Annotated in this window: 12 protein-coding genes; 8 read left to right on the forward strand and 4 right to left on the reverse strand. The window is 50.9% G+C overall.

What is annotated here, in order from left to right; all coding sequences use genetic code 11:
* The first annotated feature begins 335 nt into the window (after nt 1-335).
* The 8 genes from ACO2Q8_RS17775 (at nt 336) to ACO2Q8_RS17810 (ending at nt 9,695) form a co-directional block, all read left to right on the forward strand.
* Complete coding sequence (locus tag ACO2Q8_RS17775; protein WP_423346193.1) at nt 336-1,142, forward strand: TolC family protein; 807 nt, start codon at nt 336-338, stop codon at nt 1,140-1,142.
* Nucleotides 1,143-1,221: 79 nt separating this feature from the next.
* Nucleotides 1,222-3,432, forward strand: a complete 2,211-nt coding sequence (locus ACO2Q8_RS17780) for a GumC family protein (RefSeq protein ID WP_423346194.1) — start codon at nt 1,222-1,224, stop codon at nt 3,430-3,432.
* A 21-nt stretch (nt 3,433-3,453) separates the two neighbouring features.
* Nucleotides 3,454-4,890: an MOP flippase family protein gene (locus ACO2Q8_RS17785; protein ID WP_423346195.1), complete on the forward strand. Its 1,437-nt coding sequence runs from the start codon at nt 3,454-3,456 to the stop codon at nt 4,888-4,890.
* A gap of 130 nt (nt 4,891-5,020) precedes the next feature.
* Nucleotides 5,021-5,812 carry a PKD domain-containing protein gene (locus tag ACO2Q8_RS17790; RefSeq protein WP_423346196.1) on the forward strand — a complete coding sequence of 264 codons (792 nt, stop codon included), beginning with the start codon at nt 5,021-5,023 and terminating at the stop codon, nt 5,810-5,812.
* A 23-nt stretch (nt 5,813-5,835) separates the two neighbouring features.
* Nucleotides 5,836-6,741, forward strand: a complete 906-nt coding sequence (locus ACO2Q8_RS17795) for a glycosyltransferase family 2 protein (protein ID WP_423346197.1) — start codon at nt 5,836-5,838, stop codon at nt 6,739-6,741.
* Nucleotides 6,742-6,751: 10 nt separating this feature from the next.
* On the forward strand, nt 6,752-8,044 hold the full coding sequence (locus ACO2Q8_RS17800; RefSeq protein WP_423346198.1) for a gliding motility-associated C-terminal domain-containing protein: 1,293 nt from the start codon (nt 6,752-6,754) through the stop codon (nt 8,042-8,044).
* A 47-nt stretch (nt 8,045-8,091) separates the two neighbouring features.
* A complete protein-coding gene (locus tag ACO2Q8_RS17805) occupies nt 8,092-8,877 on the forward strand; it encodes a glycosyltransferase family 2 protein (protein ID WP_423346199.1) in 786 nt (261 codons plus the stop codon).
* Between the two features lie 44 nt (nt 8,878-8,921).
* Nucleotides 8,922-9,695 carry a glycosyltransferase family 2 protein gene (locus ACO2Q8_RS17810; RefSeq protein ID WP_423346200.1) on the forward strand — a complete coding sequence of 258 codons (774 nt, stop codon included), beginning with the start codon at nt 8,922-8,924 and terminating at the stop codon, nt 9,693-9,695.
* A gap of 129 nt (nt 9,696-9,824) precedes the next feature.
* Here the strand turns inward: ACO2Q8_RS17810 and ACO2Q8_RS17815 are convergent, their stop codons facing one another.
* The 4 genes from ACO2Q8_RS17815 to ACO2Q8_RS17830 form a co-directional block, all read right to left on the reverse strand.
* Nucleotides 9,825-10,217 carry a response regulator transcription factor gene (locus ACO2Q8_RS17815; RefSeq protein WP_423346201.1) on the reverse strand — a complete coding sequence of 131 codons (393 nt, stop codon included), beginning with the start codon at nt 10,215-10,217 and terminating at the stop codon, nt 9,825-9,827.
* A 64-nt stretch (nt 10,218-10,281) separates the two neighbouring features.
* On the reverse strand, nt 10,282-10,701 hold the full coding sequence (locus ACO2Q8_RS17820) for a hypothetical protein (RefSeq protein WP_423346202.1): 420 nt from the start codon (nt 10,699-10,701) through the stop codon (nt 10,282-10,284).
* 212 nt (nt 10,702-10,913) lie between these two features.
* The gene (locus tag ACO2Q8_RS17825) at nt 10,914-14,735 is read right to left on the reverse strand and encodes a carbohydrate-binding protein (protein WP_423346203.1); all 3,822 of its coding nucleotides are present in this window, start codon (nt 14,733-14,735) and stop codon (nt 10,914-10,916) included.
* 567 nt (nt 14,736-15,302) lie between these two features.
* Nucleotides 15,303-16,511, reverse strand: coding sequence for a glycosyltransferase family 2 protein (locus tag ACO2Q8_RS17830; protein ID WP_423346204.1), 1,209 nt, complete (start codon nt 16,509-16,511; stop codon nt 15,303-15,305).
* Nucleotides 16,512-16,521: the final 10 nt, after the last annotated feature.

Genomic DNA, 16,521 nt, shown 5'->3' on the forward strand with positions numbered 1-16,521 from the left:
CATTGTCTGATAAATTATCCATTGGCGGCTTTCCTTCCGGTCAGGTAAAGCAAATAGTATGCTTAATTTTAGAAATCGAAAACCGGTTACTAACTTGTCTGAGAATACCCCAACTTTTGAACAACATTTTCAATTCCGTTATAAATATGTCACTTAATATTCACATTTGTAAAGGACGCGACCAATTTAATAAGCTTACTATCAATATTTTAAAACAAAATAGGGCACAACTCATCCAAAAAACCGGCTAAACACCTCCGGTAGTATGGTATTATTTTTGCTAACTCAATTCTGATAATAGCAATTTAGGATATTCGATTGGCGATTTTTCTGTGATGATAGCGAGATTTTGGAATCTGTTAAATGAGACATTTCAAAAAGGCAACATACTGCCTTTTTATTGGCTTCTGTCCCCTTCGCTCCTTTTCGCCCAAAGTCCTGAATCGCGCTCCACCGCGGCTGCCATTTCTACGGCCAGTGATACGTTATATCTGGATGTTTCACGGGATTTGGGAGCACAACTCGTGTCCTTTGACGAAATTTATAAAATCGCCGTGAGCAAGTCTCCTCTCGTTCGGCTGGAAAACGAAATCATCACGACCCAAAACGTAGATTACAAACTTTCCAAAATCGCGATCCTCCAAACAGCCACCGGTTTTACAAACTATTCCTTTGGTAATCAAGCCATTCTGTCGAACACTTCGTTTGGGTCCGATGCTCTCGGTCAGATTGCCAACGGTTACCGAACGGGGGTGGGTCTGCAAATCAGTCTTTATGATTTGTTCAGTCGCGGGCATAAAATCCGCCAGGCCCGCGCCAATTATCAGACAGCATTAATCCGAAAAGAGACGGTTGAGCTTCAACTGAAGCGAGACATCTTCACCCTCTACCAGGATTTGCTGACTGCTCAACGGATTCTGCGAGTCCGGCTACAGGATGAACAGGCCGCCTATGCGGTGTATCGGATTGCCGAGGCCAACTCGCAACAGGGCCGCCTTGATCCGACTACACTGGCTTCGGCCAGCAATGCATACGCCCAGGCGAAGACCATTACCGAACAAGCCCGGGGGGAATTTCTGAAAAACATTTATTACCTCGAACTGGCCGTTGGGGTGCCGCTCCAGGAATTAAAACGGAAATAAACTGAGCGTTTCTGACAAAAACCGAAACGGCTCATTTTCACACAGCCTAATCAAAAAGTCAATGACACCACGAGTTTTTTTGCGTCTTCTCAAACAGCACGCACTCTGGTTTATCCTGATTCCCGCTGTCACCGCGGTTTCGGTGTATTTTTTTACGAAAGACGATCCGCGGCTTTATAAATCACAGGCCACCCTCTACACGGGGCTGGCGTCGGGTTATTCGTTACTCACAGATCAGCAGGCCGGTTTTATCGATCACTCGGGCGCAGCCTTCGAGAACCTCCTTACCACCCTCAACTCGCGGGAAACGCGGCTCCAGATTGCGGTTAGCCTGTTGACGCAGCACCTGCCACTGGAAAAACCGGACGGCAAGATTTTGTCGGCACCGGGTTTTCAAGCCATTCGCCAGGCGATTCCGGAAAACCTGCGCCGGTCGCTGATACAAAATGCGGATTATGTGACGCTTTACCGACGGATCGATAGCCTCACGCGCTCCCCGCTCGACAACCCGGTTCAGCATTTCCTGCTCAAATCAGAGTCTTATTGTTCGGTTTGGGTGATTGGCAAAAAAATGAAAGCATCCCGTCGCAACCCCAGCGACATGCTCGACATGGAGTACGAATCCGACGATCCGGCGGTGGCCAAACACACACTTGATTACGCCATTTCGATTTTGAACAAACGCTACACCACGCTCAAAACCGCCGAGACCAATTCCGTTGTCAGCTATTACGAAACGCAATCGGCACAAGCGAAAAAGAAGCTGGATGAGGCCGAGAGTAAACTCAGAGCCTTCAACGTCCAGCATAAAGTCCTGAATTTTGAAGAAGAAACCAAAAATGCTGCGGCTTCCCGGGAGTTGTTTACGAGCGACTACAACAAGGAGCTGATGCAAAACCGGGCCGCCAAAGCCGCAATGGACGCCCTGAATAAACGAATGGGGCAACAGGGCGTTCTGCTGGCAACTAACAGCGACCTAAAAGCCAAACAGGCTGAGCTGACCGAGGCTCAGAGCCAGCTGATCAATGCCCAGGCTTACGGACAAGCTCAGAATGTCATTTCCCGGCTGCAAAACCGGGTCGATCAGGCTACGGAAGCCCTGAAAACGACGGCGCGTAATTATTCGACTGCCGAAAATTCGCCCGAAGGAATTCCGCAACGCACCCTGCTGAACGAATGGCTGGAAAAAGTGATCGATTTTGAAGAGTCCTCAGCCCGGCTGGAAGTCTTCAAATCGCGGATGAGTGAATACCAGACCAAAACCAACGAATATGGCCCGCTCGAGTCGCAGTTGCGGCAGTTGAAGCGGGAGTTGGAACTGGCCGAGAAGGAGTATATGGCTTCGGTCCAATACCTGAACCAGGCCATCACCCACCGGCAGGATATCGCGGTGGATGGTGCTTTGACGGTCCTCGATGCGCCGAATTTCCCGTACGAAGCCCAATCGAAACGCTGGCTATTCGTTGCCCTCGGCTTCGGGGTGGGGCTGTTCCTGGCGCTGGTGCTGACGGGGCTCCGATTCTGGTTCGACCGCCGAATCAGCTCGCCCGAACAGGCCGAAAAGCTCATTGGGCGGCCTATTTCGGCTGTTTTCCCGGTTGTTAAACAGTTTTCCATCAACTCCAAAGCGGGTCGTACGGCGCTCAGTATGCTGGAGCAGTTGTGCAACGCCATCAACTTTGAAATAGTCCGATCGACGGGGACCAAGTCTTTCCCGCCCATCATTACCCTGTTCAGCGTCCGTTCCAAACAGGGGAAGACCTGGACCGCCCACAGCCTGAGCCGGGTGTATGCTGAAGCGGGCCAGCAGGTTGCTTATTGTTACCCCCGGCTGGCCGACAACCAGGAAAAAATCGAACAGGAAGGCGTCACGTTCTTTCCCTACACCCGTCGCTCCGACCTGATGAATGTGACCGAAATTGAATTTCTCTTCGACGAGGAAACCAAGTTCGACGCTTCGCAGTATGACCGGATTATTCTGGAAATACCGGCGCTGATCAGCAACCCGATTCCGCTCTACCTGATCAATCAGAGCACTGTGTCGATCCTGGTGACGGATGTCAACAGCTTCTGGAGCCAGACGGAAAAGAAAGTGTTGGAGATGTACCTCAAAGTGGCGTCGCACCCGGTGCTGGCAGTGCTGAACCGGGTTGACGGCAGCTACCTCGATGCCCCAACCAAGCTGGATAGCGAGCAACGGCCGGTTCAGCCCGAGCACTCCCTTGCGGTGCAGCGGACACTTCGTTCGCTGGAAAATCAACGCACCTTCCAGTACGGAAAAATAAGCTAACAGACCTCCTGACCCCGGCACATGAGTACGAAACAACAGGCCATCAGTGGCGGAAAATGGATCACGGTTTCGACCGTTATTTCGACGGTTTTCCAATTCTTGCAGGTCTCCATCCTGGCCCGCCTGCTCGACCCGTCCGTGTTTGGGGTTGTCAGTGTCAGTATGCTGATTATCAATTTCTTTTTCATTTTCAGCAACCTCGGTTTTTCCAACTCGATTATTTCGAAGCAGGAGAGTGATCCCAAGGTTCTTTCCACGCTCTATTTTCTGGGCTTGATACTCGGCGGGACGGTTTTTTTGATTGTGTATTTCAGCGCCCCGCTCATTGTTGATTTCTACGACGAGCCCCGGCTGGATAAAGTCATTAAACTGGCCTCGCTGTACTTTATCATCAATTACCTGGGACAGATTTTCCTGTTCATCCTGCAAAAAGAGCTTCAGTTTAAATCAGTAGCCATTATCGAAATTATCGGCACATTTACCGGCACATCGATCGCCATTACGCTGGCTTTTAACGGTTTTGCCGAAACCTCGCTGATCATCGGCTACCTGATTATGCACCTGGTTAAAAGCACCTTGTCCTTTCTGCTAGGGCGCAAGTATTTTAAACCGAGCCTTTATTTCAACATTCGTCTAATCAATGATCACCTTCGGTTCGGCTTATTCAACGTGGGAGACGGTTTGCTTGGGTTTATTCAGGCCAATGCGGATAACATCATTGTAGGGAGTTTACTGGGGGTTACGCCACTGGGTTATTACACCATTGCCTACCAATTAGCGGTTTTTCCAATCAACAAATTAAACCCGATCATTCTTCAGGTTGCCTACCCGGTTTTGGCAAAAATGAAGGGTAATAACGAAGAATTAAAAAATTCGTACATCAAGATTCTCGACATCATCAGCTACCTGAATCTTCCGTTGCTCGCCGGATTGTTTATCACCGCCGAGAGCGTTGTTCCGCTTTTCTACGGGCCGGGTTGGGATAATACCATTCCCCTGATCAAGATTTTCGTGTTTCAAAGCTTCTTCGGTTGCCTGGCCCACCCGCTGTTTACCCTGGCTTTTACCAAGGGGAAACCAAATCTGCTGTTCTATTTAAACCTGGCGACGCTGGCGATAAAAATACCGCTTTTGTACTTCTTCGGAACGTATTGGCAGGTGACGGGTATTGCGTTCTCGTACCTGACCACCACGTTCCTGAGCCTGATTTTAAACTTTTACATTGCGCATTCCCTGATCGGCAGTTTCTTCCGGGATTTTCTGGCAAACATCATCAAACCGCTTAGCTTCTGTCTGCTGATGGTCGCCGTTATTTTCGCCTACAAGGAGCTGATTGGTTACGTCGGCGTGGTCAATACCGGTATTCAAATTGTACTCGGTGGCGTAATTTACCTGGCATTAACGCTGAAATTTAAAGTGTCACTCCCGGAGATTAGAACGTTTCGACAATCCTTATAAAACTGTCGATATAAACTTGTTATGGCGTCCGTGTTTATTCAAAACCGTTCCGGAAAACAAGATCACCTTTCGTATTCAACATACTGGTAAAATAAAAATGAGGCCGAATAGTATTCTTAATAGATTTTTATTGCTGATCGCCCTGATCACGGTTACGCTCAGTTGTCAGCCCGACATTACCCCTCAGCCTATCGCCGAATTTTCGGTAGAAAAAGTGCAGGGTTCGCCGGGCAAAATCAAGCTGACGAACAAATCCCAGAACGCCGACCGCTACCAGTGGACGTTCGGCGACGGACGCGCGTCGACCGAGGAGTCGCCGGAAATTGAATATAAAACCGACGGAACGTTTACCATCGTCCTGACGGCCAAAAACGGCGTCGGTGAAGACGAAGTGTCGAACAGCGTGGAGATTACCGGCCTGGTCAAATACGTGACGGCCGCGTTTGACTTTGCGCCGGTGAGCGCAGTGCCGGGCCGCATTCAGTTTACCAACAAATCCGTCAACGCCGACCGCTACCAGTGGGAGTTTAGCGATGGACAGGCATCGACCGACGCCAACCCTCTGATCGATTTCAAGAGTAACGGGGTTTTTACAGCCCGGCTGATCGCCAAAAATGGCAACAGCACCGACCAGGTTTCGCGCAGTATGTCGGTTTCGGGAATTCCGACCACGGGCAGCGTCATGTTCTGGACCAACGGTCGGAGCAGCGATATTGAAGTGTACGTCGGTAGTACGATGCAGGGCGTCATCAACACCTTCCAGGCATCCGGTACCCCGGCGAGTTGCGGACAGGACGGTTATGTAACATTCCAGGGGCCCGAGGGGACCTACAATTTTCACGCAAGAACCGCCAGCCGTTCGTGGTCTGGGGTCATCACCGTGAAAAATGGCGAGTGCCGGATGAAATTATTACCCCAATAAATCAGCCTTAAAGCTTCAAAGCCGTGAGCAATTTTCTTTTACCGAACTGGCTCTCTAAACATTCGTTTGTTTATGATCCCAAGCATGTAGCGGTGGGGCAGCTCCAGGAACTACGCGCTCGTCTGGCTCGCTTTACGGTGGATAAGCCGGAAGTATCCATCGTGATTCCGGCTTATAACGAAGAAGCCAATTTGCTGCACACGCTGTCGTCGCTGGCCGAACAGCGGATTTCCCGCCCGACGGAACTGCTGGTGGTCAATAATAACTCGGCCGACCGCACCCAGGAACTCCTCGATTACTGCGGGGTTCGGTCCATTCTCGAACGCCGACCTGGCGTTGCGTTTGCGCGGCAGGCCGGTCTGGAAGCCGCCCGGGGCATCTACATGGCCAATGCCGATGCCGACTGTCTGTATCCGTCGGGTTGGGTGGAAGCCCTGACGGCCCCCCTGCAAAACCCGGATATCGCCTGTACGTACGGGCTGTATTCGTTCCTGCCCAGCCCACGCTCCTCCCGACTGGCGCTACTGGGGTACGAAAAAACGGCGCAGTGGATCAACCAGATTCGGTACAGCGACAAGGAATTCATGAACGTGTACGGGTTCAATTTTGCCTTCCGGCGAGCCGACGCGCTGGCGGTCGGCGGTTTTGCGCTCGACAGTGGTCGTGAAGGCTCGGTGGCCGAACTGATTGCTGCCGGGATCAAGCCCCCGCCGTCGGGCAAGTGTGAAGACGGGTGGATGGCGCTTTCCCTGCAACAACAGGGCAAGGGCCGCACGTTGCGGGTGACCGATCCGGCGGCCCGGGTCTGGACGAGCGACCGCCGACTGCTGGCCGACGGCAGCCTGGGCAAAGCCTTTACGAGCCGCGTTCGGCAGGCCATTCGGGACCTGGGTTTCTCATTTTCCGCGTCCGGTTCGACGCCTTCGTGACGGATTTCCTATGGCTGGTTCCGATGCCCGTTTGCTAATTCCATTCCTGTTGCTAACGGCCCTGTTAACCCGTAGCCTGGTTGGTTTTGCGCAAACCTGCACCGGCACCTTAGGCGAACCCATCATCAACGAAACCTTCGGAAACCGCATCGCCACACCCCTTGAACCGGGCCAGACCACCTACCGGTTTGTCTCGGACCGCTGCCCCGGCGACGGAGAATACATCGTCGTGCATTCCACGGAGTGTTACGCCACAAGCTGGCACCCGATCACCGAAGACCACACGCCCGGCGATCAGAACGGAACCATGCTCGTCGTCAATGCGTCGTTCGAGCCCGGCGAATTTTACAGCAAGTCGGTTAGCGGATTGTGCAGCGGCATCACCTACGAGTTTTCGGTGTGGGTGATGAACCTGATGAGTCCCATGCAAACTGACGGCTGCAACGCCATCGAACCGGTCCCGCTCAACCCGAACATTACCATGACTATCGCCCGAACCGATGGCCGACCCCTGCAAATGTTTACGACCGGTTCAATCGGCCGGTCGGCAAGCCCTACCTGGCTGCGGTATTCGATTCTGTTTACGATGCCTCCTGCCGAAAATACGGTAGTGGTCAAGTTGATCAACCAGGGGCCGGGCGGCTGCGGGAACGATCTGGCGCTGGATGATATCCAGTTCCGGCCCTGTCATCCTGCCCTCGGAATAGCCTATGAGGGCACGGAACAAACCAGTCTGGAAATTTGCCAGAATTCGTCCCAGTGGCTACAATCTGAGCTGGGCGCAGGCTATACGAACCCGGTTTACCAGTGGCAGGAAAGTGAAGACGGAAGCACCTGGCAAAACTTGCCCAACGCGACTAATGCCACTTACCGGCTGGTTGCTACGTACACCGGCCAGCGGTTTTATCGCTTGCTAAGCACCGAATCGCCGAATGTCTTATCCGACCCGGACAGCCATTGCCGATCGGTTTCCAATACGGTAAGCCTGACGGTTTTATCACCGGAAGAATGCACCAGCCCAAGGGTTTTTATCCCCGATGTTTTTACGCCCAATGACGACGGGATTAACGATGACTTGTCCCTTTACTTGGATGAAACGCTCACGTTCGAATTCCGGCTTTTCAACCGCTGGGGCAGCGTCATGTTTTCGACCACTTCACGGGAACTTACCTGGGATGGAACATTCCGGGATAAACCATGCCCGGAAGGCATTTATACCTGGGAAATAACCTACCGAAGCAGCGATGTTACGCGCGAAGTAAAAAATTACCGAAAAACCGGGCAGGTGCTGTTGCAACGCTGATTAAATAGGTCAAGAGTGATTGATTTTACCTACTAGTTGATACCACGATGGAAACGCATTTTCCGGAAGTAACCTTACTGATCACGCATTACAACCGCAGCAGTTCACTGGAACGGTTATTGCACGCTTTCAGGGAGTTAAACTGTACCTTCGGCGGCATTGTCGTTTCGGATGACGGGAGTCGCCCGGAGCATTTAAATGCGCTTCAGGCGCTAAATAACCGGTTTGATTTTCAATTGGTGACGACGCCCAAAAACAGAGGACTTGCCAATAACATCAATAAAGGGCAAGAAGCCGTCAAGACACCGTATACGCTGTATGTACAGGAAGATTTCGTACCGAAAGCGACGTTTGCTGCTTATTTCAACGAAGCGCTGGCCATCATGAACAGCGATAACGCACTGGACATTATCCGGTTTTATGCCTACTTTCCGTACCCGTATGTGACACCATACAACCAGAACTTTTCGAAAATGATTTTCAAATCTTGGCCGGTTTATGCCAATCATTTGAAGTTCTACTATTACAGTGATCATCCGCACCTGCGCCGAAGTTCGTTTTTAACCAAATTTGGTCGCTATATCGAAGGCATTCATTCCGATAAAAGTGAATTTATGATGTGCCTGTCGTTCATTAAAAAGAAAGGAAAGGGACTCATTCTGAACGATTTTACGAGCATGTTCGACCAGAAGAATACGTCTTCCGAACCAAGCACCCTAAACCGCGCTAACTGGCGGGAAAGCACGAACCCCATGATGCTTTTTGCCCGCTGGTGGTATTTAAAATACCGGCTTTTAAAAAACACCTTTGAATTGGCCATGCTGAAAGAGTAACCACCTTTCTATCCCGCGTTCCCCACCGCTTTTTTCCGAATACCATGACGACCGACTCAACGCATTTTCCGGGTGTAACCCTGCTCATTACGCACTATAACCGCAGCAGTTCGCTGGAACGATTGTTACGTACGTTCCGAGAATTAAACTGTACGTTCGATGACATTGTTGTTTCCGACGATGGCAGTAAACCCGAGCATCTGACGGTCCTTCGATCGCTGGCAAAACCGTATAAATTCCGTCTGATTACAACCCCCCAGAACAAAGGCCTTGCCAATAACATTAACAAAGGCCAGGAAGCTGTAAAAACACCCTATACGCTATACGTTCAGGAAGATTTTATACCAAAATCGGCATTTGCCACACATTTCCGGGATGCTTTAGCCATGATGAATGAAGACGATACGCTGGACATTGTCCGGTTTTATGCCTACTTCGCTTATCCGTATCTGGAACCGTACAAAAATGGCTACTCCCGGATGTTATACAAACCCTGGTACGGCGATTATAACAAGATTTACTACTACAGCGACCATCCGCACTTACGGCGAAGCTCGTTTCTGGATAAATTCGGCCGGTACGTCGAGGGGATCAAGTCAGATAAAACCGAGTATCGAATGTGTCTGTCCTTCATTAAAAAGAAGGGTAAAGGGCTCTTTCTAACGGATTTTAATGCCATGTTCGAGCAGAAGAACTCCGAAGATGAACCGAGCACGGTAACCCGCAGCAACTGGCGACACCAAAACACGAACTTCTTTGTGATCTGGGGCCGGGCGCTTTACCGACAAATTAAATACAATTACGAATTGCTCTTTTGAGTAATCAGACAAAAGTAGTTTATAGTTTTTAGTATAAGGTTATTGTTTTTCGGGCTATTGATTTGGTTTATAATGAGCACAATAGATTTTTAAACGATAAACTTTATACTTTAAACCAAAAAACTTGTTCTAAGCCGGAACGGGAGCCACGAACTGACCAAGCAGGGTCAGCAACTCCTCCATTTTAAACGGTTTGGCCAAGAAAGCATCCGGCGAAGCCTGCCGCACGGCTTCGCGGGCAATGGGCATTTCGGCCTGTGACATCAATATAACGGGCATTTTCTGGGCCATCGATTTGATTTTAGCCAGAACATCCAGCCCGCTGTAGATGGGCATAAATATATCCAGCAGCACCACATCGGGAGCATGGCCGGGGTTGCCAAGCCAACTGACGGCTTCCAGGCCATTCTGAGCGGCCATCACGCCGTATCCGGCGATGGAAAGACGATGAATGAGTAAACGGCGCAGAGGAGCATCGTCTTCCACGACCAGAATGCGGGGTTTAAGTGAAGCGTTTTCCATTGTTGAGGATAAAAAGAGGTACGGGGTAACTACCCATTAGCTGAAATGGTACTCTGGCTGAACATTAGCCCGGTTGTTGTTCCAGAACCATCTCGCTAATGGCCTCTTCAACCTCTTGTACAAGATCTGCCCAGCGGACGCTTCGCTCAATAGCCGTTAGCTGGTCGAAGCGCTCACTCAAGAGCTTCAACCGGTCGGCCGTTCTTGTTATTCCCAAAGCAAAAAGGGAGGAAGAGAATTTGTGAACCTGCTGCCCAAATATAATAGACTGGCCGTTTGTCAGACTGGTAGTCATTTCCTGACGATATACGGGCCACTCTTCCTGAAAGTAGGCATACTGTTCCTGGATAAAAGGCCAGTCACCTCCGTATAAATCCGCCAGAAGGACTTTGTCTAATCGACTGGGCGGTCGGTCTTTTTCAGGTAATTCGGTCGGGGGTACTGGGGAGTTCTGCTGTCGATCAGCGTTCGCGGAAATGCTCATGCTTAGTACGGTGGTAATATCTTTACTAGCAACCTGATTATCAAATTTCTATCAGGCAATTATCAGGCGGAAATAACTATTTTTTTTCTTATCTTCAAAGCATTCCGTTAAGTAATTTTCCGGATGGCTTTTTTCACGAAGTAATTTCCTAAAAATGACAAAAACCGACCAGACGTGGTCGGTTTTTGTCATTTTCTAACCGTTGTTTTGCCTTATTTATCTGCTTTAATCACTTTCCGAAAAGCCCGATCGTTCCCCTGCTTGACTTCCAGAATATACATTCCGGCGGGCAAGCCCGCCAGGTTGAGCGTCCCGGAATACCGGGCCGATGTTTTCTCGGACGTTACCTGTTTGTGCAAAGTTCCCAGGCTGGCATTGAACAGGTTGATCTCCAGCGGCTGCGTATTGTCATTTTCCAGATTGATCGTTACCTGATCAACCACCGGATTGGGATACACCCGAACGGTTTGGTGCAGAGAAATCGCCGTCGTTTCGGCAGAACCAAGCCGGGACGTAGCGGTGGTCGACGCAGATGAAGTAACCACCTGATCGGACGCAATTACAAAAATGGGCGTTTCCGTCACTGTCAATGTCAGTTTCCCGCCAACCGTAGTCAGCGTCTGCACATCAGCCGTGTCGCGCCCGGCCTTCGGTGTGTAAACCTTCGCGGATGTCGCCGTACCCAGATTCAGCGTGTACTGCGCCGTCCGGCCTACCTCGTCAGGAACCACGAGCGCAAACGCGGATTTTCCCTGATACTCATACCGGTCGACAATGGGATTGGTACTGATCGTCTGTTTGTAAGTATACGCACCCAGCAGTTTCGTGGCCTGAAGGATAAAATCGGCAGCCGGTTTGCGGGTAAAGTTCGCGTTGATCAGCCCCGACGAACTGAACTGAACCGGGCTCTGGAAGTTGTCGTCGTACATCTGGTAAAAGAATACCCGCTCCACACCCGAACGAGCGTAGAACAGCGCCGTCCGGAGAATCCAGTCGGCCTGGGTGTCATACTCGTTTTTAGTCCCGATCGGAATGGCTTTGATCGGGCTACCCTGGTTGGCATCGTAACCGGTTTCGGTGATCCAGACGGGCATATCATAGGAATACTTATGGGCGGTTTCGACAAACTCCTTCGCCACGTTTACAGCCGCTGAAATCTCCGGCGCAACGCCCCGGCTTGCAGTTCCGCTCTGCGAGGAATTGGCATTGTCGGGATACAGGTGGTAGTTGATCACATCCCAGCACAAGTTGACGGTTCCGTCGGGATTGTAGCCCCGGTATTGCTTACACCAGTCGATCATGCCCCGCAGGTAGTCGGTCCCGGCGTAGGCCGAAGCCAGCCCGCCGATCACCACTTTCATGTTTGGGTCGGCATTTTTAACCCCGACGCCCGGCCCCATTGTATTTTTATGACCGTCGTAAAAAGCTGAGAGATTGGCCGCATATTCACGGGCGGTCTGGTACGCTTTCCGGCCTTTCCACCATTTGTCGCGCTCGTTTTCGCACTCGATGTACTTGATCAGCCCTAGCCCGATTTTGACGGTGTTGATGCCGTCGCCGTTCCAGCGCTGGGCGCTGTTGACGGTTACCAGCGCCGGGTTGACGTTCGGATTAGACCCGTAACGAGCTGCGTACTGGAATCCCACCTTGGCCTGTTCGAGGTACGAAAGCGGATCGGAGAAATCTTTGCCATAACGCACCGGTACATTTTCTGAGTCTCGCTGATCGGCCGGATATGTCGCCTGCATCCAGGCGGGTATGGTTTTCAGACAGGCCAGCACCTCGATGCCCTCGGCTTTGCAGCGTTCATAGATGGCGTCGTAATTCCAACCTCCGCTGTGCGTCGGGTTATAGGTGTACTTCCCTTCATTCGCTTCCAGCTTTTCCCAGTCCATGTAGTGCCGAATACCCCGGAAGGTTTTGACCATCTTCATCCGGGTTTCATCGATCAACTCCGGCGTCCGGCCGTCTTCAAAATCCCACTCGAAAGCATTGACGCCCATCATGTCTTTCAGTTTGATGGATTTCTGCGGAACCGGTGTCGTCGGAACGGTTGTCGGAGTATAACTACCGTACAATTCAATTTCCGTCGGGTAGCCCCACCAGGCGTTGATCACCAGGTAGCGGGCGTTGCTGATCGGCACATCAAGCTTAAATTTGGCATCGCCGGAAATGGAGCGGTTCGGATACGGTCCTACCCAGCCGTTGTATTCCTGTCCGGTGAACGTCGCAATCGGAATGCGTTGCCATTGGTCGGTAATGACCGATAAAGTCATGGGGTTATCACCCAAGGTACCGGCTCCATCAAAAAATTTAATGCTTTCAATCGTCATCGTTTCGCCCGGCAGCAGCGGATAATACGCATCGAAGTTGCTCAGCACCTTCCCATAACCGGTGTTGACATCGACGTTCGTAATGCCATCGAACAGCCCTTCCAGCCCGTTGCTCACGTTATTGAGCTGGTACCAGCGTTTGGCTTCGATCGGAATTTTCACGGCGGTCGACGAAGTTGGGGGCGTCGTCGGGGTCGGATTTACCAGCAGCGTCCGGGCCACATTCTGAGCGGCCAGATAATTGGCGTTTCCGGTTTGCGAAGCCGTAATCGTTGCCGATCCCGCCCCCGTCAGCGTCGCCTTCCAGGTTCCGGTTTGATTTGAAACTGTTACCACTGCCGGGTTCGACGAGGCAAACGTAATGGGAGTCTGAGTGTTGTTGCTGGTGGCGACCAGATCAAACGGCGCATCGCCCACGGTTTTGTCGGCCACGGCGGCAAACGTAATGACCGACTGAACGGCTACAGGAGCTACCGACTTGACCTCGAACCAGTTGAAATTCCAGTCACCTTTTGCCGCGTGGATGCGCAGGACCTGACTGCCCGCCGGTAACGAAACCGTATCGGCCACCGTCGCCCAGCTTTGCCAGCCCCCGGTGTACGGGATGCTGACGGACCCTAAAACCGTTCCGGCGGCATTGCGGATTTCAATCTTTCCATCGCCGTACTGCTTGGCAACCCGGAACTGGAAAGCATACGATCCGGCCGACGAAACATTGACGGCGTAATCCAGCCAATCGTTGTCATTGATCCAGCCCACATTCTTTCCTCCCCCGGTATCTGTCGTATTCTCGGTCTGAATGCCGAACATGGCGGAATAGTTTTCAGCTTCAATCTTGCCGGGTATTGGTATGGGGCTTTCCACCTGAAACCAGTTGAAATTAAAGTTTCCGGCAATGGCCCGCAGCCGCAGGATCTGTTCGCCCGCATTCAGGCTAACCGTCGTAGAGATTGTTTGCCAGCTTTGGAGGCCACCGGTTTGCGGCACATTGAGCATGGCCAAAACCGTACCGTTGAAGGTTTTCAGCTCGATCTGCCCGTTCCCCCAGCCGTTGGCAATCCGGAATTTCAAGGTATAAACTCCGGCCGAAGCTACGTTGACGTGGTAGTCCATCCAGTCGTTATCGTCGATCCAGCCCACATTTTTTCCACCTCCGGTATCGGACGTATTCTCGGTCTGAATCCCGCTCATGCCCGCGTAATTCTCGGCTTCCACTTTGCCCGGAACCGGCGTAAAGGCCGCCATTGAGGTTATGGGTTTTCCAAACGCCTTGATTTTCTGGGGAATGTTATTTGAATATTTGTGAATGACGATGGCATCGGCAAAAACCGCTTTCGTGAGCGGCATATCGATCCAGGTCATATAGGTCGGGCCTTCGAACGTGCCCAGGAGAATCTTTTCTGTTCCGTTAATGGCGTAGATCGATGCTGGTTTGTCGGTAAAAACCCCTTCACCGTCGTAAAATGATAGACGGGTTAAAATCGTTTTCTTTTCCAGTTTCAGAGTCACATCGACCCATTTAAAATTATTGGTCCAGACCGGAGCCACCAGATTGGCGGTATTATCATCGAGCCAGGGCGAATAATCTTGTCCGGTTTCCTCACTGGGTGTTACCGATACAAATTGGACTCTTTCTTCATTTTGTGCGAACGTTAGGTAGGAAGAAAGAATACACAGTAGAGACAGTATAATTCTTTTCATGTTTTGTGATTTTGAGTGGTAAGCTAGACGATTAAATTTTAGAGTTATTGAATAAAAAATTGGTACGGCTATTCAAATAACCTATCAGACATACCTCAAAATCAGGGCCATACTTAATTGATTTTGATCAGGATTTACCCTGACAAAATTTGGTCTTTCAGGAAAATATTTTTGCTTTTTTTAAGTAAAGTTAAACAAAACAGCGTCAAATATTAAAATTAAAAAACTATACTTAATTATAAAATGGTAAATTATTTCCGCTTCTTTTTAAAAATAAATTATAATAATCCTATTTTTTCCTTAAGTAACCGAAAAGTTTCATCTAAAAGTACATTTTAATTGGAAATCATCGGAAATAGTGACCTATTAAACCAACTAATTTGTCTATTAAAGTCGATGTCTGTTCTGCATGGTTAAAAAAAATAGTCTCCAAATCCGGAGACTATTTTTAGAAGATCAAACAATAGTATCGAAGAAGCATTCTGAATGCTGTGGGTTGTGCGGTTATTACTCACGGCCACCCGGAAAATTCCCTATTTAATAGCCAGCCTTCTTATGACATTTATACTAAGGCGCTTTCAGTTCTACTTCACCTGCCCGACGAACTTTCTCCCAGGTTCCCGACTGGTTTCCCTTCCAATACCGAACCAGCCCCGCCAGGGCGCAGACATTCATGAACGTAAAATAAAACGGAACAAACAGCAGTTTCCAGCGCAGATTTTTTTGTTCCAACCGATATCCCAGCCAGGCAGCCGCGTAGAATAAAACCTGAAGACCGAACAAAACCGTCCAGCCATAGCCGCCCGACGACTCAGTCATCCACTCACGAATCGCCAGACCGGCGTTGGCCAGAAAAATTAGCGGCAGACAAGGCGGAGCAACCGCCCAGCGCATCACCCGGTGCGAAACGTATTCGAACGTTAGCCAGCCGTACCGAAACGGGTTCAGCAGGTACTTCAGCCGCGCGATGGACTGAAAACCGCCGGCTGCGATTCGGACTTTGCGCTTCTGTTCGTCCAGAATCGAAAACGACGGGCGTTCCATCGCGTAGGCATCCGGTTCGTAAGCCACCCGGTAACCGCGCCCGGCAATGCGCAGGGAAATGATGAAATCGTCCAGGATGGTATCGGTTTCGACGGGTTCGTACAGTTCGGTCCGGACGGCAAACAACTCACCGGCCGCGCCCACAATCGTGTGCAGTTCCGAATCCAGCCGCTTCAGAAACGACTCATACTTCCAGTACAACCCTTCGCCCGAACCAGCCGCCGACTCGCTGTCGTTCGTCAGAATGCGTTTTTCACCCGCCACCGCGCCCACGTTCGGATCACGAAAATGGCTGACCAGTCGCTGAACGGCCTGGGTGTTCAGAATGGTGTTGGCATCGGTAAAGATGGCCAGTGGCGTTTTCACCTCCAGCATGGCCCGGTTCATGGCGGCTACCTTGCCCCGGCGTTCGCTGCCCTCGACCAGACTGACCCGGGAGCCGTAGGTTTTCCGCAGATACTCCGCCGAGCCATCCGTCGAGCCTTCGGTAACAAACATGAACTGAATCCGGTCGGCGGGGTAATCCTGCCCGAACGAGTTGGCGACTTTGTCGGGTAAACAAGGCAGTTCGTTGTAGGCGGGAACGATCAGCGTAACGTCCGGTGTAAATAGCTGCCCGGAATTTGGCGTTGGCCGGCGCCCCCGGATTTTTACCAGCAACCAGACGAGGATGCCGTACCCAAAATAGGTGTAGAACACCAATCCTACGCAAACAATCAGAATGATTTCCATAATGATCTGA

This window comes from Larkinella sp. VNQ87, assembly GCF_049445795.1.
Taxonomy (GTDB): domain Bacteria; phylum Bacteroidota; class Bacteroidia; order Cytophagales; family Spirosomataceae; genus Larkinella.

Excerpts from the sequence above, each read along its gene's own strand:
- ACO2Q8_RS17775 (WP_423346193.1), top strand. The coding sequence starts at position 336 with ATGATAGCGAGATTTTGGAATCTGTTAAATGAGACATTTCAAAAAGGC.
- ACO2Q8_RS17785 (WP_423346195.1), top strand. The coding sequence starts at position 3,454 with ATGAGTACGAAACAACAGGCCATCAGTGGCGGAAAATGGATCACGGTT.
- ACO2Q8_RS17800 (WP_423346198.1), top strand. The coding sequence starts at position 6,752 with ATGGCTGGTTCCGATGCCCGTTTGCTAATTCCATTCCTGTTGCTAACG.
- ACO2Q8_RS17805 (WP_423346199.1), top strand. The coding sequence starts at position 8,092 with ATGGAAACGCATTTTCCGGAAGTAACCTTACTGATCACGCATTACAAC.
- ACO2Q8_RS17810 (WP_423346200.1), top strand. The coding sequence starts at position 8,922 with ATGACGACCGACTCAACGCATTTTCCGGGTGTAACCCTGCTCATTACG.
- ACO2Q8_RS17815 (WP_423346201.1), bottom strand. The coding sequence starts at position 10,217 with ATGGAAAACGCTTCACTTAAACCCCGCATTCTGGTCGTGGAAGACGAT.
- ACO2Q8_RS17820 (WP_423346202.1), bottom strand. The coding sequence starts at position 10,701 with ATGAGCATTTCCGCGAACGCTGATCGACAGCAGAACTCCCCAGTACCC.
- ACO2Q8_RS17825 (WP_423346203.1), bottom strand. The coding sequence starts at position 14,735 with ATGAAAAGAATTATACTGTCTCTACTGTGTATTCTTTCTTCCTACCTA.
- ACO2Q8_RS17830 (WP_423346204.1), bottom strand. The coding sequence starts at position 16,511 with ATGGAAATCATTCTGATTGTTTGCGTAGGATTGGTGTTCTACACCTAT.